Consider the following 21241-nt stretch of genomic DNA (forward strand, 5'->3'; position numbering starts at 1 on the left):
TCGTAGGGTCGCTCCACGGACGGGCGGCCTCCACAAGGCCTCAAAAGGAGAAGCGCATCCATGGATGGACCATTCAGCAGCTGTTCGGATTGGGAAAAGGCCTTTGACCTGCTTCCCAACCTTGTTTTTTTCATAGACCGGGAATGCCGCCTGATCTGGGCCAACCGCGCGCTTCTCAAGGCTCTGGACAAACCCATCGAAGACATCAAAGGCCTTGGTTGCAGACAGATTCTGCATTTCAACAATACCTTTTGCGAAAAATGCGCCCCCACCACCAAGGGATGCCATGAATTTGTAAACCATCAGGTCTGGATCGAAAATCTGTCCGGCTGGTTCGACATTACCGCCCACCCCCTGGAGATTGCGGAAAACAATGTTCAGGGAACCATAATTTCCGCGTTCGACGTCACCAATGCCATGCGGGTGGAAGAAGCCTTTAACCGGGCAGAAGAGCAATACCGTTCCATTTTCGACAACTCCCTGGAGGGCCTTTACCAGACCTCGGTTACCGGCAGCATTCTGCGGGTCAACAGAGCTTTCACTGGCATCATGGGCTATGACTCGCCGGAACTCTTCCTCAAAAAGGTCCAGAATATCAGCGAGATTTACGTCTACCCCCAACAGCGGAACCGCCTCCTCTCCCTGCTGCGCCGCAGGGGACGGGTCAAAGGCTTCACCATCCAAGTCTACAGGGCGGACGGCACCATCATATGGATATCCTTGAGCGGCCACGGCGTTTTCAAAAACCAGGAAATGACCCATCTGGAAGGGAGCATCCGCGACGTTTCCCAGCTGATGAAGGCCCGCCGCAGACTCCGCGACAGCGAGACCTTTATGCGTGCGGTCATGAACGGCATCCGGGCCGCCATCTTTGTCATTGCGCCCAAAACCGGCATCATTGTGGAGTCCAACGACGAAGCCAAGCGGCTTGTCGGCTACCTGGAAAAGCCGCTGCAGGGGGAAAATTTCAACAGTATTGCCGAACTTCATAACGCCGAGACCGACATGGAAACCATGGACGGGCTCAATGTGGAGGCCACCCTGACCCGGCCCGACGGGGCCATGGTTCCGGTGTACCGAAGCACTCTGGGGCTGCGCTATCGGGGAACCATCCACAGGGTGGAAATCCTCTTCGACACCACCGAGCGCAAAACCCTGGAACGCAACCTCCTCCATGCCCAAAAGCTCGAATCCATCGGGCAGCTGGCTGCGGGCATCGCCCACGAAATAAATACGCCCATGCAGTATGTGGACGGCAACCTGCAGTTCTTAAAGACCGTGCACGAGACCTTTGACAAAATCTTCGGCTCCTCCGACGAACTGAAGGACAACGAAACCCTGGCCTTTTATCGAAAGGAAACCCCAAAAGCCCTGGAACAGGCCATGGAAGGCGTGGAGCGGGTCACTACCATCGTCAAGGCCATGAAGCGCTTCTCGCATCCGGGCACCGAGGATAAAATTCCCACGGACATCAACAAGGCCGTGGAAAATACCGTCACCATCGCCCGCAACGAATGGAAATACACGGCGGAAATGGTCATGGACCTTGCCCCGGACCTGCCTCCCGTGCCCTGCTACCCTGGCGACTTCAACCAGGCGATGCTCAACATACTGATCAATGCCTCCCATGCCGTGCAGGACGTGGTCAAGGAAGGGGATGAAAAGGGGACCATCACCATTTCCACCTGCCTCACCGGTCCTTTCGTGCGCATAGACATTTCAGACACGGGCACCGGCATTCCGCCCGATGCCCGCAAAAAGATATTCGACCCCTTTTTCACCACCAAGGACCCGGGCAAAGGCACAGGCCAAGGGCTTGCCATCACCTATTCCATCATCAAGAAACACAAGGGCGCAATCGACTTTGAATCCGAGATGGGCAAGGGGACCACGTTCCACATCTATTTACCTCTGAGGGAGGAAACATGACCAACCAGGAGGAAAAGCTGCGGGTTCTTTTTGTGGACGACGAACAATTCGTGCTCGACTCGCTGCGCAGACTAATGATGGCTGAAGGAGTCAACTGGCATACGGACTTTTGCAACTCCGCGAGCCAGGCACTGCAGATGTGCCGCGAGGCGCCCTACGACGTGGTCGTTTCCGATCTGCGCATGCCCTACATGGACGGGGCCCGTTTTTTGTGTGAGGTAAAGAAAAACTGGCCGCAAAGCATGCGCGTGGTCTGCTCCGGCCATGTGGAGAGCAGCTCCATGCTGGCATCGGTAAAGGCCGCGCACAGGTATCTTGTGAAACCCTGCAAGGGCTCCGATGTCAAAGAAGTCATCGAAGACCTGGCACGCGTCAAATTTCTGCTGAAAAAAGAGTCGGTCCGCAAGCTGATCAACCGCATGGACCACATTCCTGTGCTGCCGGACGTTTATCTGCGGGTTATGGAGGAGATACGGACCGACGACCCCAGCCTCAAACGCATAGGCGGCCTCATTGCCCAGGACGTGGGTATGAGCGCGTCCATTCTCCGGCTGGTCAACTCTCCTTTTTTCGGCCTGAGCAACGAGGTGCGCCAGCCCGAACAGGCAGTCACCCTGCTGGGGCTCGATACCATACGCTCCAGCCTCCTTTTCACCCATCTGTTCCAAAAGCTGGACACGTCCTGCTGTCTGGGGTTCAACGTCAGCGCACTCTGGACCCACTGTCTGGAAACCGCTCAGCTGGCCCGCTGCATAACGGACCATGAAGGAATGGGGCAGGAAATGGAGGAACAATGCTTTGCCGCAGCCATGCTGCACGACATGGGCAAGCTGATTCTGCTCTCCAATTTTCCCGAGGACTACTCCGCCATCCTGAAGAAGTCCCGGGAAGACAATATCGCCATCCACGACTGCGAATTGGAACACTTTGGTGTGGCCCACTGCGAGGTGGGGGCCTACCTTTTGGGGCTGTGGGGCATGCCCGACTATCAGATCCGGGCCTTGGCCTGCCACCATCATCCCTGTCAGGAACAGGAATGCACCAAGGACGCCCTCATCCTCTGCATCGTTCATGTGGCCAACGCCCTGGACCACGAACTCCGCGTCATCAACCCAGGCTACGCACCGCACCCTGTAGACACGGAATACCTGGCCCAAATGGGATATACGGACAGGTACGACGAATGGAAGAAAATCTGCTCTGAACGACTGATGGAGGTTTCCGGTGGCTAAAAAGTCCAAAATACTTTTCGTCGACGACGACCTGAATATTCTGGCGACCTTTTCCCGCACCTTCGGGCTGAAATACGATGTGGAGACCGCCATGGACGGTAACGAGGGGCTGGCCACATTTGACCAGAAAGGCCCATTTTCCGTGGTGGTTTCCGACCTCAAGATGCCGGGCATGAGCGGTATAGACTTTCTTGCCCGCGTCAGGGAAAAACAGCCCGATACCGTGCGCATCATGCTGACCGGATTTGCGGAACTGGAAACAGCCATAGAGGCCGTGAACCACGGCAGCGTGTTCCGGTTTCTGACCAAGCCCTGCAACATGGAAGTGCTGGGCCAGGCAGTGGACGATGCCCTTCGCCAGCACCGTCTGGTCATGGCGGAAAAAACCCTGCTGCGGGAAACCCTGCGCGGCTGCGTCACCGTGCTCAGCGAAATACTGGCCATGGCAAACCCTTCCGCCCTTGGACGGGCCGAGCGCATAACCCGCTATATCCGCAAGGTCGGACGACAGAAGATCATCCCGGACTTCTGGAAGGTGGAACTGGCGGGCATGCTCAGCCAGATCGGCTGCATGACCATCCCCGAGGAAATCCTCCAGCAGGCGACCCTGCCTCCGGACAAGATATCCCCGGAAAATGCGCAGATTCTGGCCATGCATCCCGTTGTCGGAGGACAGCTCATATCCAATATTCCCTATCTGGAGGATGTCTCCACCATGGTGGAGCAGCAGGAATACGACCTCAACAATCCGCCCGACAACCTGCCGGACGGGGCCAAGCTCATCAAACTGGCACTGGATTACGATTCGTTGCGGGTTCAGGGGAACGATCAGTACGAAGCCTTGGCCAAACTGAAAAAGCAGCGCTACGATCCCATCATCTTGGAAGCTTTTGAAAAAGCAGTGGGCGAGGACGAAGGCTATGTGATGCGCAAGATTCCGCTGGCAAAAATATGTCCGGGCATGGTGCTGCACCAGGACCTTATTGCCGGAGAGAATATCCGGGTCATGGTCAAGGGGCAGGTGCTTTCCGAAACGCATATCGAGCGCATAAAGAACTTTGCCCGTACATACGGATTCAAGGGTCTTTTGAGCATGCTGGTACCTCTTAAGGGCAACACGCCCATTACCTGCGACAAAAAAAACAAAAAGGTGCCAAACCTAGAGTAAAGAGCTTTTCTTTGACAAAAATGAAGGGAAAAGGCTTAGACTATGTCGACACCAACATATATCCAGACTAACATAGCCAGGAGCATTGCATGTCGACCAAGCCAGACGTCAAAGACTCTGTTCTCCTTCATTCACCGGATAGCTCCATAGGACCATATTCCTACGACGAATTCATTGAAGTTGCCCGGCGTTTCCACGGTTCCCCGGCTCCCGGCCTGATACTCGGCGGGTATATGGTGGAGGAGGCCAAGCGCCATCTGCCCGAAGGCACCATCTTTGACGCCATATCGGAAACCTCCTGGTGCCTGCCCGACGCCGTGCAGCTGCTGACCTTGTGCAGCACCGGCAACGGCTGGCTGCGGGTCAAGAACCTTGGGGTCTACGCTCTCTCCCTTTTCGACAAATACACGGGCCACGGTGTGCGCATCCGCGTGGACCCGAAAAAAATCGAGCAATGGTCGGAAATCTACTCCTGGTTTCTCAAGCTGAAACCAAAAAAGGAACAGGATTCCGTACTGTTGCACGCCCAAATCCGCCAGGCCGGTCCCACAATCTGCTCAATAGAGCAAATTACCGTCAAACCCACTGTGCTGCGCCATCGCAGCAAGGGCGGAATCACCATCTGTCCCCTGTGCGGCGATGCCTATCCCGGCGCATTCGGCTGCATCTGTAGAAGCTGCCAGGGCGAAGGCCCGTACTCGACGCGGGACGGCCAGGGGGCGCAGATTGCCCAGCCCTCGCCTCTGCCACCCAGCCTGCAGGCGTTGAATGTAAACGAGGCCGTGGGCCGCACCGCACTGCACGACATGACCAAAATCGACGCCCATGCCTCCAAGGGGGCGGAGTTCCACAAAGGGCACAACTTCAGCGCGGGCGATATATGCCGCCTGCAGCTTATGGGCAAAAATCACGTTTACGTACAGGAAGGCGACCTGCCGACCGATGAATGGATACACGAAAACGAAGTGGCCGACAGCTTTGCCCGCATCATGTGCGGAGAAGGCACAATTCCCGCTGGCGCGCCCCGCGAAGGCAAGGTGACCATCCAGGCCGAGCGCGACGGCCTGTTTGTTTCCGACGTGGCCCGGCTTACCCGCTTCAACCTTGTGCCCAACGTCATGGTTGCGGCCCGCAAGAACTGTTCGCTGGTCAAGGCGGGTACAAAACTGGCAGGAACCCGCGCCGTGCCCCTGTATCTGGAGCGCACCCTTTTTTCCCAGGCCGTTTCGAGCCTGGAAGGTGAACCATTGTTCCAGGTGGTGCCCCTGCCCCAGCTGCGGGTCGGGCTGCTCATTACCGGCAACGAAGTCTTCAACGGACTTATCGAGGACAAGTTCGAGCCGGTCATTACCGCCAAGATCAAAGCCCTGGGCAGTACGGTCGAACATACCACCATCTGCCCCGACGACAGGGAGATGATTCGCAATGCCACTTTGGACCTCATGGAACGGGGGTGTCAGCTCATCATAACCACGGCCGGACTGTCCGTGGACCCGGACGACGTGACCCGCCATGCCCTGGTGGACGCGGGAGCTTCGGACCTGCTGTACGGCGCTCCCATTCTGCCCGGTGCCATGCTTCTGCTGGCCCGCTCGGGCGATGTCCGCATCATCGGCGTTCCGGCCTGCGCCCTGTTCTACAAGACAACCAGTCTGGATCTGATTTTGCCACGCGTGCTGGCCGGGCTGGAAATAACCCGCAAGGATCTGGCCGAATTTGCAGACGGCGGCTTCTGCATGGAATGTAAAACCTGCACTTTTCCCAAGTGTCCCATGGGGAAATAAGGAGGAGGGCATGTCCCAGACAGCCATCAAGACTTTGCCCCCCGAAGTCCCCGAAGAAAACCCGGAAAAGGTCGGCGATCACCAGCCGACCATCCGTCTTCATCTCTGGTTGGAAGGCGACGAAGGGGTCTTTTTCGGCTATGGGCGTCTTCAACTTCTGGACAAGATCGAGCGCTGTGGCTCCCTGAAAAAGGCCGCGGCAGAACTGGGCATGTCCTACCGGGCGGCCTGGGGAAAGATAAAAAAGACCGAGGAAGTCGTGGGGTTCCAGCTCATCGAGCGTGTGGGCAGCCGCCGCGACGGCTGCCGTCTCAGCGAGTTCGGACGCATCCTGCGCGACAAGTATTTTGAGTGGTTCCGCCTGGTGGAGCAGGATGCCCGCGCCAGGGCCGATGAAATATTCCCCTGGCATTCAAAGAGCTTCGGGGAATAGCACAACCGCCGGTACCGCGTAATCCCTCCCTGCGGCCTGGCCTTGCCTGGTGCTGGGCCCTGCATACGGAAAAAACAAACGGCCCGGATGATCTGTAGAAATCGTCTGGGCCATTTTTCTGGGCCATTTTTCTGGGCTGTTTTCTCTGCGAAAAAGGCCGCATCACGACGGGAGCGTTACTTCCCGCCAAGGGGCACTAAGGGCCCGCTAAGGCCGCTTGTGCTTTTGCTGCTCGTGCATCTCGGCCACCAGCAGGTATTTCTGAAAAACATACATCATGTCGCAGATGGCCAAAATAAAGCCTGCCTTGCCGTCCAGAATGCCCAGCTTGAAAAAATAGCGTTTGATGAACCGCCCCATGGCGCGGGAAATGCCCTGCATCAGCCCGCCCCGTTTGCCCTGGGCATGGAGATGAATGGCCGTGGCCTTGGTGTAGGAGCTTATCTTTGCAAGCTGGTCGCTCAGGTCCACATAGGGGTAGTGGATGATGTCGTAGGGAATTTTCGGGGCCGGACCCGTGGGATGGAATTCCTCGTGGGGCAGGATGCCGCGCAGCTCGAAACCATCCATGCGGAAGATACGCAGCAGGTAGTCGGGGTACCAGCCGCTGTGCTTGAGAAAGCGGTCGAAATAAAAGGACCTGCGCCGCAAGTGAAAGCCGCAGGCGTCGCCGGGGGAAGCCAGCTTGTCGATAACGGCTTCCTTGAGGTCGGAGGAAAGGTATTCGTCCTGGTCCAGCGTGATGACCCATGGCGTTTCAACATGTTTGAAAGCGAACTTGAACTGGGGGATGGTGCCTTCCCAATCCCGGTGCAGAATTTTGGCGTTGAAACTGCGGGCAATGTCCAGCGTACGGTCGGTGCTGCCGGAATCCACCACCAGAATCTCGTCGCAAAAATCCAGGCTTTCCAAGGTGCGCTCCAAAAGGCGCTCCCCGTTGAAGGTCAGTATGAGTCCTGTGATGCGTTGTTTCATGCGAGGCACTTTTCCCCGATTATCAATCGTTGTAAAGGAAAAGGGACAGACACGTCTGTAGGCCACGCCCTCCGTGTTGCCTCCGCCGGGTTTGCCGTATAGCATGCGCCGCATGTTCAGCCCCGACACGCGCAACACGCATATCTTTCTGTACCATGCCACATTTTCACAGGTTCCCGAAGAACTCTCCAAGGGACTGCACAATGTGGCACCCGACGTTTTGGAACAGCAGGTCCGCTTCATGCTGGGCCATTTCGACTGCCTCACGGTCGATGAGCTGCTCGCCCTGCCCCGGGAAAAAGCCGAAGGCAAATTCGCCGTCACCTTCGACGACGCCTACAAATGCGTCATGGAAGAAAGCACGGACCGTCTGCTCGCCCTGGGCGTTCCTTTTACCGTGTTCGTGAACACCGCCACCATGCAGGGCAAGCCTTTTTGGCGCGACAAGGTGCGGCTGCTCATGTCCAGGGATCTGGTAAAGGATTTCCTGGCCCAGCTCCCGGACGGCCATCCACTGAAAACCATTTCCCCCAAGAAATTTTACAAGGCGTCCAAATCGCCGGAAATCAACTCGCGCGAAGTGGACGCGCGTATGGACGAATTTCTCCAACGCATGGGCATAGCCCTGCCCAAGGCCGCCCATTGCGTGGAACACCCGGAGCAATTGCCGCGCCACAAGCTTATCAGCTACGGCAACCATTCGCATTCCCACTACGTGCTCTCTTCACTATCTCCGGCAGACCAGCGCCAGGATATCGGCACGGACAGGGACATCCTGCTCCGCCACGACCTGCACCAAAGCCAAATTTTTTCCGTACCGTTTGGCGAGGAAAGGGATTTTACCCCGGATACCACGGACATTCTGGTGGAGCTTGGCTACAAGGGGTTTGTCTACTCGCGCAACCGGCTCAACCCCGCTGGTCATGGCAACGGACAGATGGTGAAAGGCCGAACCACGGGCGGCCTGCCCGGAATGGAACGCTACAAGGTGCCGGACAGCCTTGCGGGGTTGCAGGAGCATATCCGGGAGCTGGAAAAAGACACTCAACTGACGGAACGTGCATGAACCCGTATCTGGTTATCGTACTGGCCACCCTTGTGGGATTTTTCCTTCTGGACAGCATTGCCCGGCACTTCAACGACCGGGCCTTGTCGCCGGAGCTTCCCGACGAATTCAAGGACGTATTCGACGCCACAGAATACCGGAAGTCTCAGGAATACACCCGCGTTCAGGGCAGGCTGGAACAGTTCGCCGCCACGGTCGAACTCGCTTTGCTGCTGGCCGTGATTCTCCTGGGCGGTTTCGGGATTGCCGACAGCTGGGCCAGGTCCTTCGGGTTCGGGGAAATAAGCACCGGGCTCATCTTTTTCGCCATTGTCTGGGCGGTGTATGAGATATGCAGCCTGCCCCTGACCGTCTACTCCACCTTTGTGGTGGAAAAACGGTTTGGCTTCAACCGCACCACGCCCGGCCTTTTCCTGCGCGACCGCATCCGAAGTTATATTATCAGCGCAATTTTTCTCGGTCTGCTCCTTGGCGCGATACTCTTTTTCTTTCTGAACGCAGGGAGCACCGCCTGGCTGTGGATTTGGATTTTCTCGGCCCTGCTGATTCTTGGAGTGCAGTATATCTTCCCCATTTGGATACTGCCCCTGTTCAACAAGTTCACGCCCCTTCCTCAAGGGGAACTGCGGGAAAGCCTGGATGCGCTGGCCCGGTCCCAGAACATCGCCCTGTCCGACGTCTACCTGATGGACGGTTCCAAACGCTCCACCAAGTCCAATGCCTTTTTTACGGGATTCGGCCGCCACAAGCGCATCGCCCTGTTCGACACCCTGACGGAACGGCTGGATACCGCAGAAATAACCGCTGTAATGGCCCACGAAATAGGCCATTGGCGGCTCGGTCACGTCAAAAAAATGACCATCACGGCCATCTGCAAGATGGGGCTGCTCTTCTTCATCATGTCCCTGTTTCTGCATACCCCGGAACTGCCGGCCGCCTTTGGGCTGGCGCCCAGCATCCATGCCGGGCTGCTCTGCTTCATCATCCTTTTCACCCCGGTCTCCCGCATCCTGGCCGTACTGGGCAACGTCATTTCCAGACGCTACGAATTCCAGGCCGACGCCTTTGCCGCCAAGGCCTGTGAAACCCCGACACCGCTTATCTCCGGGCTGAAAAAGCTCTGCCTGGCCAACCTTGCCAACCTTACACCGCATCCCCTGCTGGTCTTTCTGCATTACAGCCACCCCCCGGTTCTGCAGCGCATAGACCACCTGAAAAAACTTTGACTTCCAAACGCAACTTTCCTGCCGCCCGCCCCCACTGACGGCAGGAAAGTTTTATAATTCAGCCTATTACGATAAAAAACCCCACACTGGCACGTATTCTGCTTTTCCCTTCCCAGACGCATAGCTCGGAAAAAATGTCGCCCGCTCCGCCATAGCGGGCCTCTCGGCATCATCCGTTTTTGCGTCCAAAGCATTCCGGAGGGAACGACACAATGAATACGGCGCGCGCCTACAACGGGCTTGAGCTTTTACGGTTGATCCCGGGAAACGAGGAGATCATCGAGCCGCATCTCCACACTCCGACTTCACTGATCAGGGACATCGACAGGCTCTGTACACCTTCCACGCCCATTACGGACGGGGCGGTGCTCAATCTGGTCATCAAATATTTTTTCGCCTACGTGCATCCTTCTTCCTGCCCCCATGTGGTGCGGCTTGAAGAGATAACCAGGCTTTTCCAGGCCTTTTCCCAACTCAACGACAAGACGCCCGGGGGAAGACCCCGGTCGCGTACCATGCAGCTGATGAAGCAGGTGGAGTTCGGGCTGCGCATGCTGGCCGACGTTCCCAAGACAGCCCGCATCGTCCGCTCCATCATCCGCCGCAACCTGCCGCCTTCGGAGTCGTTCCTCGGTTTCGATATCGGCACGGGCTCGGGCATCCTGCTGCTTGCCATGTACATCATGGCGCGGCGCAACGGCTTTGAAAAAATAGAAAACATCGGCTTGGAAGTGGAAGACACGGCCGCACGCCGCACCCGCAGCCTGGCCGCGCGTCTGGAGTTCGGCTTGGTCATCAAGGCCAATGCCAAGGACCCGCGGACCTTTCTGCCCTACAAGGACCGCAAGGTGAACTTCGTTTCCAACGAAACCATTGCCGGTGTAACCCAACGGCTAGGCAAGGAAGACTTTACGGAAATCAACCAGACGCTGTTCAACGTCTTTGGCAAGCCCCTGGTATCCAGCGCGTTCTTCCCCGAAAGGCTGTACGCGTTCTCACCCAAGGACAAGATTTCGGTGCAGCTGGAACCGCTCACCCGCTTCCAGCCGCTCAATGCATTCAGTTCCGCGGTGCTCTACCCCCAGGGTATCCGCATCGAAGGGCAGGACGTCCCCCTGGACAGACTCGGCGAAGACCTGAACTGGGCCATTCCCGACTCGTCCCGCCGATACCTGACACGGCGCTGGTAGACCGCAATCCCAAAACAAACAAAAATCCCCCAGGGCAAATCGCTTTGGGGGATTTTCTTATTTATCGAGAGAAGGAAAAAAGCTTCTCTCTCAATGGTGCTCAAAAAATTTTCTTTAATTGATGGTACTGGCCGATAAAAATTGAGTTCTATGCTGCACCGTAGCCAACCGCACTCTAAAAATATCCTCCAAATGGCCCAATATGGCAGGGTGAGGAGAATGGTTTGAGAGCAAGGCGCCAGGGGAATTTGATTCGCGACGTGTACTCTTCTCGTACACGAGCGATATCAAATGACCCGCAGCAACACGGCTATCATGCCATTATCGCCAGCCTGGGCTACATCTTGAGCTTTTCCAGAACATCCTCGACAAGAGATTCCAGTGGTGCCCCTGCCTGTAAAATAAAATTCGCCACGCCCATGTACAGCGGCTCGCGCTCGGTCAGGGTCGCAGCCAGCTCCTGGCGCAAATCCATATCTGTAAGGGCGGGCCGCTGGGCCTCGTTGGGGTCTTTGGCCAACCGCCCGGCAAGCAACCCGGGATCGGCCATCAGGTAAAACACGCGCCCTGTATCGCGCAGCACGTCCCTGTTTTCGTCCCGCAGCACCACTCCCCCGCCGGTTGCTACAACCTGGCCGGAGGTTTCGCCCACCTGGCGCACAACCTTGGCTTCCAGCTCCCGGAAACCGTCCCACCCCTGTGCCTGCACCAATTCGGCAATGGTCATGCCCGCCTGCTGCACGCACAGCTCGTCCGTATCCACAAACGAACGGCCAAGACGTTCCGCCAGCATCTTTCCCAACGTGGTCTTGCCGCTGGCCCGCAGCCCCACAAGATAGACATTTCCCTGGGCACCGGAAGTGCCGGGCGCGTCCGAAGCCTTTTTTCCCCTGGAATAGACCGCGGTCTTGTCCGCATCCTCCACGTTGTGGCGTATCTGCACGGTAGCCTTGGGTCTCATGGCGCGCATGGAAAATCCTTTGGTTTGAAGTGTTGCAGGCGGCATATCCTGCCGCAGAATGGGCCAGAGTGGGTAGGCTGTAACAGGCTTTACTGCCGCAAAAAACATAGGCCCGACACGTGTTGTCGTGTACGCCAGAGAGCCAACTTTTTAAAGCAGGGGCGCCCCTGCTTTTTCAGCCGAACAGCCGGACCTCTACCTGCGTGCCCTGACGCAGCCCTTCGTCGCCTTCGTCAATGCGCACCAGCCCGTCCGCGCTCACCAGGGTACGCAGCAAGCCGGACTTGCCCATGCGCGGCACGGCCAGGGGAAGTTTTCCCTCGCGCTGTTCCAGCACCACGCGCACATAATCCTCGCGGCCCTGTTTGGAGGCCACGTTGCGCCCCAGTTCGGCCTGAACACGGGGCAAGCGCAACGTATTGAACACGTCGCTTTCTCCGCTCAGAATGCGCAGAAACGGCTGGCCGAACACCAGCATGACCACCTGCGCGGAGGTCACCTGGCCGGGCAGTCCCCAGACCGGCTTGCCGCTGATGACGGCCAGGATGGTCGGCTTGCCCGGGCTGACCGAAACACCGTGCACCAGAAGTTCGGAATCTGGAAAACGGCCGATGGCTTCCACGGTCAGGTCCCGCATGCCCACGGAACTGCCGCCGGAAAGAAAAATCATGTCGTTCTCGGCCAGTGCGCGCTCCATGCGCTCCACAATCACGTCCAGCCTATCCTCGGCCAGCCCGTACATGGTCGCAATGCCTCCGGCTCCGTCCACAAGCGCGGCCAGGGCGTGCGAATTCACGTCGCGCACCTGTCCCGGCCGGGGCGTCCGGTCCACAGGTACAAGTTCGTCCCCCGTGGAAATGATGCCCACCCTGGGACGACAAAAGACCTCGACATCGGTCTGGCCGACCGCCGCCAGAAGCCCCACTTCCTGCGGCCGCAGACGCGTCCCCGCTGCCAGGGCCACCTGCCCCCGGGCAACATCTTCTCCCTTGCGCATGATGTTTTCGCCGGGAGCAAGGCTTTTGCGGATTTCCACGGTCTGTTCGCCCATACGCTGGGTCTGCTCCACCATGACCACGCTGTCCGCCCCCTTGGGCAGGCAGCCGCCCGTGGTGATAGCCGCGCATTCGCCCGGCCCCAGGGAAAATTCGGCAGGAGTTTCGATGCTGATTTCGCCGATGCATTCCAGATAGCCCGGATTGCCTTCGCTACTGCCGAAGAGGTCTTCGGCGCGCACGGCGTAGCCATCCATGGTGGCGCGGTCGCACAAGGGAATGTCCTGGTCGGCCAGCACGTCGCGCGCACTCACCCGGCCGCAGGCCTGGTCCAGGACAACGGTTTCCGTATCCAACGGAGAAAAGCCTTCAAGTATTTCCCGAAACCGCTGTGTGGAAACCACGTTGAAAAAATCATGCTGCATAGGAACTCCCAACTTCGACAAAAACATTACGGCAAATTTCCGGCCCTTTGTAAAAGAATGCCGAAGCAGTACAACAAAATATCATTTCAAGGCATTTATTTTTTCATGTAGCATGACGCTACCGTTTATATAGCGCTTTTACGCCACGCAGAAACGGCAAAAAATATTTTCCCTTTCTGCGATTTTCCGAAACGTAAAACATGGTGATTTGACGGAAAGCACTGTAGTACCCAGAGCACTGTCGAATCAAGTGAATCGGGCGGTGGTTTTCAAGGGAGTAAATTCCTGTGGATTTCGCCACCCAAAAGAGCTAGGTTCCCGGCCATTCCATTCTCGCCACGTGGAGGAAACATAATGGACAAGCCCATTCCGGGCCCCAGAGTACCTAAAATGCTTCTGGGAATTATCGGGCACCCTTTGCATCATTCCCTTTCGCCGCTTTTGCACAACACCATGCTTGCGGAACAGGGAATCCAGGCCGCATACCATACTTGGCCCATGCTGGAAGACCGGCTGGAAGACTTTGTGAACGCCATGCGCACCCTGCCCATTCACGGGGTCAGCGTCACCATTCCTCACAAAGAAGCCATCATGGACCTCATTGACAACGTCTCCGACCTGGCAGCCGAGGTCGGCGCGGTCAACACCGTGCTCTGGCGCAACGGCCGCCTGTACGGGGCCAACACGGACGTCTTCGGGTTCATGGCTCCCCTGGAAAATCTGCAGGCCGTTCCTTCCAGCGCCCTGGTCATGGGAGCGGGCGGAGCATCCAGAGCTGCCATCGTGGGGCTGAAGCAGCTGCAGGTCAAAGACATCCTGATCAGCGCCCGCAACCTGGCCAAAAGCCAGGCATTGGCACAGGAAATGGGCTGCACGGCCGTGCCCTGGGAAGAACGCGCCTCCCAGAATACGGCAATTCTGATCAACACCACCCCTCTGGGAACCACGGGCAAATTGCAGGACCTTTCGCCCTGGCCGGAAAAGACCTTTCCCCGCCGCTGCATTGCCTATGACCTGGTCTACAATCCCCAGGAAACGACTTTTCTGCGTCAGGCCCGCGAAGCCGGTTGCCATACCATCAGCGGCCTGGAAATGCTTCTGCATCAGGGAGTGCGCCAGTTCTATCTTTGGACGGGAAAAAACATGTCGGTACGCGGCGGGCGCAAACTGCTGACCGAGGCGTTGCAGCAACACCCCGAACCCATCGTCATGGAGCCGGAAGACTAGCCGGACTTACCGCCCAGTCTCCCACAACGCCAGATTGAGCAGTATCCACAGGCGCATGCCGTGGTTTACCTTGCCGGTCTTGTGCTCTTCCACCAGCGTACGGACCGCGTCCATATTCAGGTAGCTGCCCATTTTCGGGGCCGCATCTTCCAAAGACTGTGCAAGAAAGCCAGACATCTCATTACGCAGCCAGGACGAAACCGGAACGGAAAAGCCCTGTTTGCGCCGGTTGATGATGTGCGCGGGAAGATATTTGCGGGCAATGCGCTGCAAGATGAACTTGCGCACGCCCTTGTGCACCTTGTACCCCGAGGGGAGACGTGCGCACATCCCCACCACGCGGCTGTCCAGCAGCGGCGAACGCACTTCCAGACCGTGCGCCATGGAGGCGATATCCATCTTCACCAGCAGGTCGCCGGGCAGATAGGTCGTATTGTCCAGCCAGAGCATGCGCTCGATGGTGTCGTCTGCATGGGCAAAGGCCTCTTGTATGCACGCCTTGCGCCAGCGGGAGGTCCTTCCCTCCACCATTTCCGCAATTTCCGGCCGCAGCAGCCGCATTTTGCAGCCTCCCTGAAAATATTCGCTGCGGTACAGGGGTTTGAGCTCGGGATACTTGTACCGGTAAACCCAGCTCCGCCGGACCCGGCATAAAAGGGAATCCCCTTCCAAAAGCGCCTCTATGCCGGAGCAGGGCACAAACTTGCCGGAACGGACAATGCGCTGCACCACGTTGGCAAGGCCTTTGCGCCGGTAATGGCTGTACCCGCCGGACAGCTCGTCGCCGCCGTCGCCGTTGAGCGCCACGGTAACGTGTTTGCGCACCATGCTGCTGAGGATGAACGACGGCAGGGCCGAATTATCCGCGTACGGTTCCCCGTAATGAGCCACAATACGGGGCAAAAGCCCCATGGCATCGGGCCGGGCTGTCTCCTCGTGGTGGTCCAGCCCGAGGTGGTCGGCCACTTCGCGGGCATAGGGCAGCTCGTTGTATTTCTTGTCTTCAAAACCCACGGAAAAGGTCTTTACCGGACCATCCGCCTGCTCCGCCATGATGGCCGCAACCAAGCTGGAATCCAGCCCGCCGCTGAGCATGGCACCAAGGGGCACGTCGCTGATCATACGCAGCCGGACCGCATGGCGCAGTTCCTCGTGCACCAGGTCCACGGCCTCATCCAGGCTGACCTTCTCCTTTTCCTTGTAATCCAGCTCAAAATACTGCTCCGTGCGCAACCCTTCCGCATCGTAGATGGCGAAATGGCCGGGGGGCAGTTTACGAATGGACTGATAGATAGAAAACGGCCCGGGAATGTAGGACAGACTCAGGTAATGGGTCAGGGCGTCCCAATCCATTTCTCCGGAAACCGACGGATGCTTTGCCAACGCCCCCACCTCGGAGGCGAAGATAAACCCCTGCGAGGTCTGGGCATAGGCCAGAGGCTTCTTGCCCAGCGGGTCGCGGGCCATGAACAGCATTTTGTTGGCCGGGTCCCACAGGGCAAAGGAAAACATGCCGCGCAGCATGCTCAGAAAGTTGATGCCATGGCAGCGGTACAGCCCCAGAAGCACTTCGGTATCGCCCTTGGTGTGGAACCGCTCGCCCTTCTTTTCCAAGGAGGTGCGCAGGCTCTGAAAATTGTAGATCTCCCCGTTAAAGACCAGGACGTTGCCGGTCAGCGGATCGACCATGGGCTGGTTGTTGGTTTCGGACAAATCAATGATGGACAGCCGGGCGTGCCCCAGGGCGACCTCGCCCTCGTTCCACACGCTTTGATTGTCCGGTCCCCGATGGGCGATGCGTCCGGTCATGGCCCGCAACGCGTCTACGTCCGGGCGCCCTGAAAAAGTGATATGGCCTGTAATTCCGCACATATCTACAGTAAAACTCCGTGTTCAGAGATACTTTTGCCCTCGCATTGCGCCTTGGCACACGTGAGCAAATACAGAAAGGTCTTGGCCATACGCTGCACATACCACAAATAATGATGCATACCGTCGGCATTGCGCCGAACATCGTCCTGAACAGCCAGGGCTTTGGCATGAAAAGCAGGGTGGCTGAAGGTGTCGTAGCGGTCCACCATGTAGCTTACCCCGTTCTGATCAAAAGTATGCAGCAACTCGCGCCCCATGCTCAAAAGCTCGGAAAGCTTGCGTTCCAGTTCCTCCTGTGGGGTTCCGTCCGCATCGGCGACCAACTCCACAAGCAGATCGTACATGGGCACAGTCAGTTGCCCGGTACCCCGGGCCACCTGCCGCCAGAATCCGATCTGTCCCAGAATGTAGTTGCGGACCTGCTGTAGGTCGGCCTCCCGTTCAGGCACGGCAAAAGCCTGCTCCATCAGGGACGGCACATCTGCGGATTGGATCTCCGGCGCCTCGTCGTAGGCAACTCCCGGACCGTGCAGCACGCTTTCCCGGCAGGTGTTTATGCACACGGCGCCGGTACGGCGCAATTCGTCCAAAAACCAGAACGAGGCGTCCCGAAAATTCAACGATGTCTGCATGCTGACACCTAGCGGATTTTCCACCTGGATAATTCTTGTGGGCACTACGCGGGACGAACCGTTGCTTCCGGCATAGGTCAGGCCGTTGCTGCTGAGGGACCCCAATTGCACGCCTACCAGAATATGACGCGTACACCCCAGAAAACGGGCCAGGGAAAAAGCCGTGGTGATGACCGAGCCGTACAGCCGCAGTTCCTCGAAATGCCCGAAGACGTCCGGCATGACGTTGCCGAAAGGAAAAACCTTCCTGAAATTCTGTGTCGGCATATACGACAGGCTGTGCGCGACCAGGACGGTGTGGTCCTTTAAAATGTAGCCGTTAAAGGAACTTTCGGCGGCCAGGGAGGTATCGTTGGCCACTACGAAATCCGCTTCTATTCCATAGGAGGCCAGCACCTGCGCGGCTTTGGATACGCAGATGAGAAGGGCCTTTCCCCGTGTTTTGCGGATGTAATCGACCTTTGCATGCAGGTCGGGTCCGGCCGCTGCCAGAATCGCGTCCGTGCCCTTAAACATGCCCCGCAGATCAGCCAGGCAAGGAGACTTGGCCATGGTGGAAATGTTCTCGTACAGATGTTTCTGCTGGTCGTAAAACAGCCCCTTGGTGATGTTGCGTAAAGGACGGCTTTTCGCCCCTTGCTGCCCTTCTATCGGATAGATGCAATAGCGATAGTAAAAGACTTCCAGGCGCTCCACGATGTTTTCCACATACCTGGGCAGTGCTGTTTCCAGCCCCTCGCGTATATAGAAAACAGGGAAGCCCGCGCCAAAGCATTCCGCCCCCAGCAGCTCGGTGAACGCTTTTGCCATGGTATCGATATCGCCTGCAAAAATCCTGGCTCCGGCCTTGGCCCATTGGACCGGCTCGACCTTGTCCAGAAACTCCACCAGGCACTTCATGCGCGGTTCAAAGACCACCACCCGGCAATGGGGACAGGCAAGAAAAAACTCCAGCTCGGACGAATGAACCGCGCCGATGAACACGGCCAGCCCGGTGCGCTTGGCAACCTCCTGGACCGGAGTGCCGGGCTCGATGAAATCGTACAGCACCCTGTCGTCTTCAAACGGCTTGCGGAATGTGTCGGGAAGGCTAAACCAGCGCGGCTTTTCCTTGCGCAAATGATGGGTCTGCCCCAGTTGTCCCTCAGGTTTGAAATATTCGGATGATTCCGCCAGAATTTCCAGCTGGCGGAGCATGTTCAGCTTTGTTCCTGCATCCATGCGGCACGGGCTCCCTTGGAGTTGCGATATTGCCGGTCTCTGCTTTCAGCGGTGGATAACCAGCACTCAAGATGTACCTCAAAACCCCCAGCCCGTCATCTTGTACGCCCCGGCCGGACCACGCATACAACGCTGTCCCGCCCCGGACTCGCCCCTTCTTTGGAACAAAAGACCCGCCCGGAACCCCAAAAGGGTCGGACGGGTCGAAAATGCAGCTTCAAAACACGCAAATATCGTTTGCGTAATTACTACACGTTGAACAGGAAGTGGACCACGTCGCCGTCCTTCATCACATATTCCTTGCCTTCCACGCGCAGCACGCCCGCAGTGCGGCAGGCCGCCTCGGAGCCTTTCTCCACGTAGTCGTCATAGGCAATGACTTCGGCCCGGATAAAGCCGCGCTCAAAGTCCGTATGGATAACGCCCGCAGCCTGCGGAGCCTTCCAGCCGTCCTGGATGGTCCAGGCGCGCACTTCCTTTTCACCGGCTGTGAAATAGCTGATAAGCCCCAGCGCGGAATAGCCCTGGTGGATAATCTGGTCCAGGCCGGATTCCTCCACGCCGTAGGAATCGAGAAATTCCTGCCCCTCTTCCTCGGACAGCCCCACCAGTTCCTCTTCCACCTTGGCGGAAATCTTCACCACATGCGCGCCGCGCTGCTGGGCCAGTTCGCGCACCTTTTTCACATGGTCGTTGTCTTCCATCAGGCCGTCTTCGTCCACGTTGGCAACGTAGATCACGGTCTTGGCAGTCAGCGGGCGCACGTCGCGCAGCAGCTCCTTGCCCAGGTCCGTGTCGGCCTCGGCAAATGTGGAGGCCGGTTCGCCCTCGCCCAGATGGTCGAGCAGCTTCTGGGAAAGTTCCAGCATGGCCTTGAGGGTCTTGTCCCCCTTGAGCTGCTTGCCCAAGCGCTCCACCCGGCGCTCCATGGCCTGCATGTCGGCCAGGATCAGCTCGGTTTCGATGATCTCGATGTCGCGCAGCGGGTCCACGCTGTTGTGCACGTGGATCACGTCGTCATCGTCGAAACAGCGGCACACGTGCAAAATGGCCTGGGTTTCGCGGATGTTGCCCAAAAATTTGTTGCCCAGGCCTTCGCCCTGGCTTGCGCCTTTGACCAGCCCGGCAATGTCCCAAAAATCCACGGTGGCGTGTATCACCTTTTGCGGATTGACCAGCTCAGCCAGCTTTGCCATGCGCTTGTCCGGCACGGGCACCACGGCCTTGTTGGGTTCTATTGTGCAGAAGGCGTAGTTTGCGCTTTCCGCATTCTGGGCTTTGCTCAGGGCATTGAACAACGTGGATTTGCCCACGTTGGGCAGCCCGACGATTCCGACGCTCAAAGACATATGTTTGCTCCTGGATAGTCCGACGGGATGATTTGCGGTTGGTTCCGGCTGGTTCATAAACCGGGCCGAGGCCAAGGGCAAGCGTTGTTTTTGCGCCCCCCCGATGCTACACCGGCAGCATGGAAACACTCACTCCCCTGTATTTAAAAAAAGGCGAGGAACGCCGAATCAAGGCCGGCCACCTTTGGGTATTCTCCAACGAAGTGGATACCGCCAAAAGCTCCCTGAAACAACTGACGCCGGGACAGCCCGTTGCCATCCTTACGGGCAGAGGCGAATTCATCGCCAACGGATACGTCAATCCCAACTCCCTTATCTGCGCCCGCGTGGTCAGCCGCAAACCCGGCCACCAGTTCGGACCGGACCTCATCCGCACACGCATTCAGGCCGCCCTGGACCTGCGCCAGACACTTTTCGGCGAACCCTACTACCGCATGGTCTTTTCCGAAGGCGACTATCTGCCAGGCTGCATCGTAGACCGCTTCGGCTCCATTGCCTCGGTACAGCTTACCACGGCAGCCATGGAAAGCCAGCGCGAAGCCGTGGTCGACACCCTGGCCTCCATTGACGGCATCGACGCGGTCCTGCTTAAAAACGACGCGTCCGGTAGAAATTTCGAGGGCCTGCCCCTCTACGTGGAAACCGCTTTCGGCAACGTGCCCGAAGAAACCAAAGTGCATGAAAGCGGCGCCACCTTCACCGTGCCCCTGCACCAGGGCCAAAAAACCGGCTGGTTCTACGACATGCGCCTCAACCGCCAGCGCCTGGCCCGGCTGGCAAAGGACAAAAGCGTGCTGGACGTGTTCAGCTACGCAGGCGGAGTGGGGATTCTGGCCGCCCAGGCAGGCGCAACAGAAGCCGTATGCGTGGACGCCTCGGCCAAGGCCCTGGACTACGCGGCCCGCAGCGCCGAGAAATCCGGCGTGGGCGACAAGGTCGATACCATGCAGGGGGATGTCTACGACGTATTTCAACAACTGCGCGAGGACGACCGCACCTTCGACATCGTCAGCGTGGACCCGCCCGCCTTTATCAAAGGCAAAAAAGACAAGAAAAAAGGCGAACAAGCCTATGCCCGCGTCAACCGCGAAGCCATGAAACTGGTGCGCGACGGCGGGTTGCTGATGAGCTGCTCCTGCTCCCAGCACATGCTGGCCGACGACCTGCGCAAGGCCCTCGGCAAAGCCGCTACCCAGCGCCGCGTGCGCCTGCAGATTCTGGAACAGGGACACCAGGGCCCGGACCATCCCGTGCACCCCGCCATGCCCGAAACAAACTACCTGAAGATGTTTCTGACGCGGATGATGAAGTAGGGAAAAGGAAGAAAGAGAAGAAAAGAAAGGAAAGGAAAGGAAAGGAAAGGAATCGGGGCGCTGCCCCGCCCCCCGCCAGGAGGCAACGGCCTCCTGGACCTGCGGTCAACGTACGAAGAATCCCGTCCCGGCGAAACGCCCGGACGGGATTCTTCGTACGTGAGGGGGGAAATTTTTAAGGTGTGAAGTGCACAACAAGGAACGCCTTTCCAGGAAGCAGCCCTTATTCGGCAGCCGCTTCAA

16 protein-coding genes are annotated in these 21241 nt (G+C 57.8%); 10 read left to right on the forward strand and 6 right to left on the reverse strand.

What is annotated here, in order from left to right; all coding sequences use genetic code 11:
• Positions 1 to 60 precede the first annotated feature (60 nt).
• The 5 genes from ACI0FJ_RS12375 (at position 61) to ACI0FJ_RS12395 (ending at position 6546) form a co-directional block, all read left to right on the forward strand.
• Positions 61 to 1929, forward strand: a complete 1869-nt coding sequence (locus tag ACI0FJ_RS12375) for a PAS domain-containing sensor histidine kinase (protein WP_424303872.1) — start codon at positions 61 to 63, stop codon at positions 1927 to 1929.
• The gene (locus ACI0FJ_RS12380; protein ID WP_424303875.1) at positions 1926 to 3161 is read left to right on the forward strand and encodes an HDOD domain-containing protein; all 1236 of its coding nucleotides are present in this window, start codon (positions 1926 to 1928) and stop codon (positions 3159 to 3161) included. Before ACI0FJ_RS12375 ends, ACI0FJ_RS12380 begins: the two co-directional genes overlap by 4 nt.
• Positions 3154 to 4329, forward strand: a complete 1176-nt coding sequence (locus tag ACI0FJ_RS12385) for a response regulator (RefSeq protein WP_424303878.1) — start codon at positions 3154 to 3156, stop codon at positions 4327 to 4329. Before ACI0FJ_RS12380 ends, ACI0FJ_RS12385 begins: the two co-directional genes overlap by 8 nt.
• Positions 4330 to 4418: 89 nt before the next feature.
• A complete protein-coding gene (locus ACI0FJ_RS12390) occupies positions 4419 to 6113 on the forward strand; it encodes an FmdE family protein (protein ID WP_424303881.1) in 1695 nt (564 codons plus the stop codon).
• Positions 6114 to 6123: 10 nt separating this feature from the next.
• Entirely contained in the window at positions 6124 to 6546 is a 423-nt protein-coding gene (locus ACI0FJ_RS12395) for a winged helix-turn-helix domain-containing protein (RefSeq protein ID WP_424303884.1), read from the forward strand.
• A 207-nt stretch (positions 6547 to 6753) separates the two neighbouring features.
• Here ACI0FJ_RS12395 and ACI0FJ_RS12400 read toward each other — a convergent pair whose 3' ends face one another.
• Complete coding sequence (locus tag ACI0FJ_RS12400; RefSeq protein ID WP_424303887.1) at positions 6754 to 7521, reverse strand: glycosyltransferase family 2 protein; 768 nt, start codon at positions 7519 to 7521, stop codon at positions 6754 to 6756.
• A 112-nt stretch (positions 7522 to 7633) separates the two neighbouring features.
• Between ACI0FJ_RS12400 and ACI0FJ_RS12405 the strand changes: the two genes are divergently transcribed.
• The 3 genes from ACI0FJ_RS12405 to ACI0FJ_RS12415 all read left to right on the forward strand — a co-directional run bounded on the left by ACI0FJ_RS12405 (position 7634) and on the right by ACI0FJ_RS12415 (position 11003).
• Complete coding sequence (locus ACI0FJ_RS12405) at positions 7634 to 8587, forward strand: polysaccharide deacetylase family protein (protein ID WP_424303890.1); 954 nt, start codon at positions 7634 to 7636, stop codon at positions 8585 to 8587.
• Positions 8584 to 9813, forward strand: a complete 1230-nt coding sequence (locus ACI0FJ_RS12410) for a M48 family metallopeptidase (protein WP_424303892.1) — start codon at positions 8584 to 8586, stop codon at positions 9811 to 9813. The genes ACI0FJ_RS12405 and ACI0FJ_RS12410 overlap by 4 nt, the downstream gene beginning before the upstream one ends.
• Before the next feature lie 212 nt (positions 9814 to 10025).
• Complete coding sequence (locus ACI0FJ_RS12415; protein WP_424303895.1) at positions 10026 to 11003, forward strand: hypothetical protein; 978 nt, start codon at positions 10026 to 10028, stop codon at positions 11001 to 11003.
• Positions 11004 to 11340: 337 nt separating this feature from the next.
• Here the strand turns inward: ACI0FJ_RS12415 and aroL are convergent, their stop codons facing one another.
• A complete protein-coding gene (gene aroL, locus ACI0FJ_RS12420; protein ID WP_424303898.1) occupies positions 11341 to 11973 on the reverse strand; it encodes a shikimate kinase AroL in 633 nt (210 codons plus the stop codon).
• 166 nt (positions 11974 to 12139) lie between these two features.
• On the reverse strand, positions 12140 to 13384 hold the full coding sequence (gene glp, locus ACI0FJ_RS12425; protein WP_424303901.1) for a gephyrin-like molybdotransferase Glp: 1245 nt from the start codon (positions 13382 to 13384) through the stop codon (positions 12140 to 12142).
• Between the two features lie 354 nt (positions 13385 to 13738).
• Between glp and aroE the strand changes: the two genes are divergently transcribed.
• Complete coding sequence (aroE, locus tag ACI0FJ_RS12430; protein WP_424303904.1) at positions 13739 to 14611, forward strand: shikimate dehydrogenase; 873 nt, start codon at positions 13739 to 13741, stop codon at positions 14609 to 14611.
• 6 nt (positions 14612 to 14617) lie between these two features.
• On the opposite strand, the gene asnB is transcribed toward aroE, so the two are convergent.
• The 3 genes from asnB to ychF form a co-directional block, all read right to left on the reverse strand.
• Entirely contained in the window at positions 14618 to 16483 is a 1866-nt protein-coding gene (gene asnB / locus ACI0FJ_RS12435; RefSeq protein WP_424303907.1) for an asparagine synthase (glutamine-hydrolyzing), read from the reverse strand.
• Positions 16484 to 16485: 2 nt separating this feature from the next.
• Positions 16486 to 18336 carry a 6-hydroxymethylpterin diphosphokinase MptE-like protein gene (locus ACI0FJ_RS12440; RefSeq protein WP_424303910.1) on the reverse strand — a complete coding sequence of 617 codons (1851 nt, stop codon included), beginning with the start codon at positions 18334 to 18336 and terminating at the stop codon, positions 16486 to 16488.
• Positions 18337 to 18584: 248 nt separating this feature from the next.
• Complete coding sequence (ychF, locus tag ACI0FJ_RS12445; protein ID WP_424303913.1) at positions 18585 to 19685, reverse strand: redox-regulated ATPase YchF; 1101 nt, start codon at positions 19683 to 19685, stop codon at positions 18585 to 18587.
• Between the two features lie 119 nt (positions 19686 to 19804).
• On the opposite strand from ychF, the gene ACI0FJ_RS12450 reads away from it, so the two are divergent.
• Entirely contained in the window at positions 19805 to 20998 is a 1194-nt protein-coding gene (locus ACI0FJ_RS12450; RefSeq protein WP_424303916.1) for a class I SAM-dependent rRNA methyltransferase, read from the forward strand.
• Positions 20999 to 21241: the final 243 nt, after the last annotated feature.

This window comes from Desulfovibrio sp. 7SRBS1, assembly GCF_049723905.1.
Classification (GTDB): domain Bacteria; phylum Desulfobacterota; class Desulfovibrionia; order Desulfovibrionales; family Desulfovibrionaceae.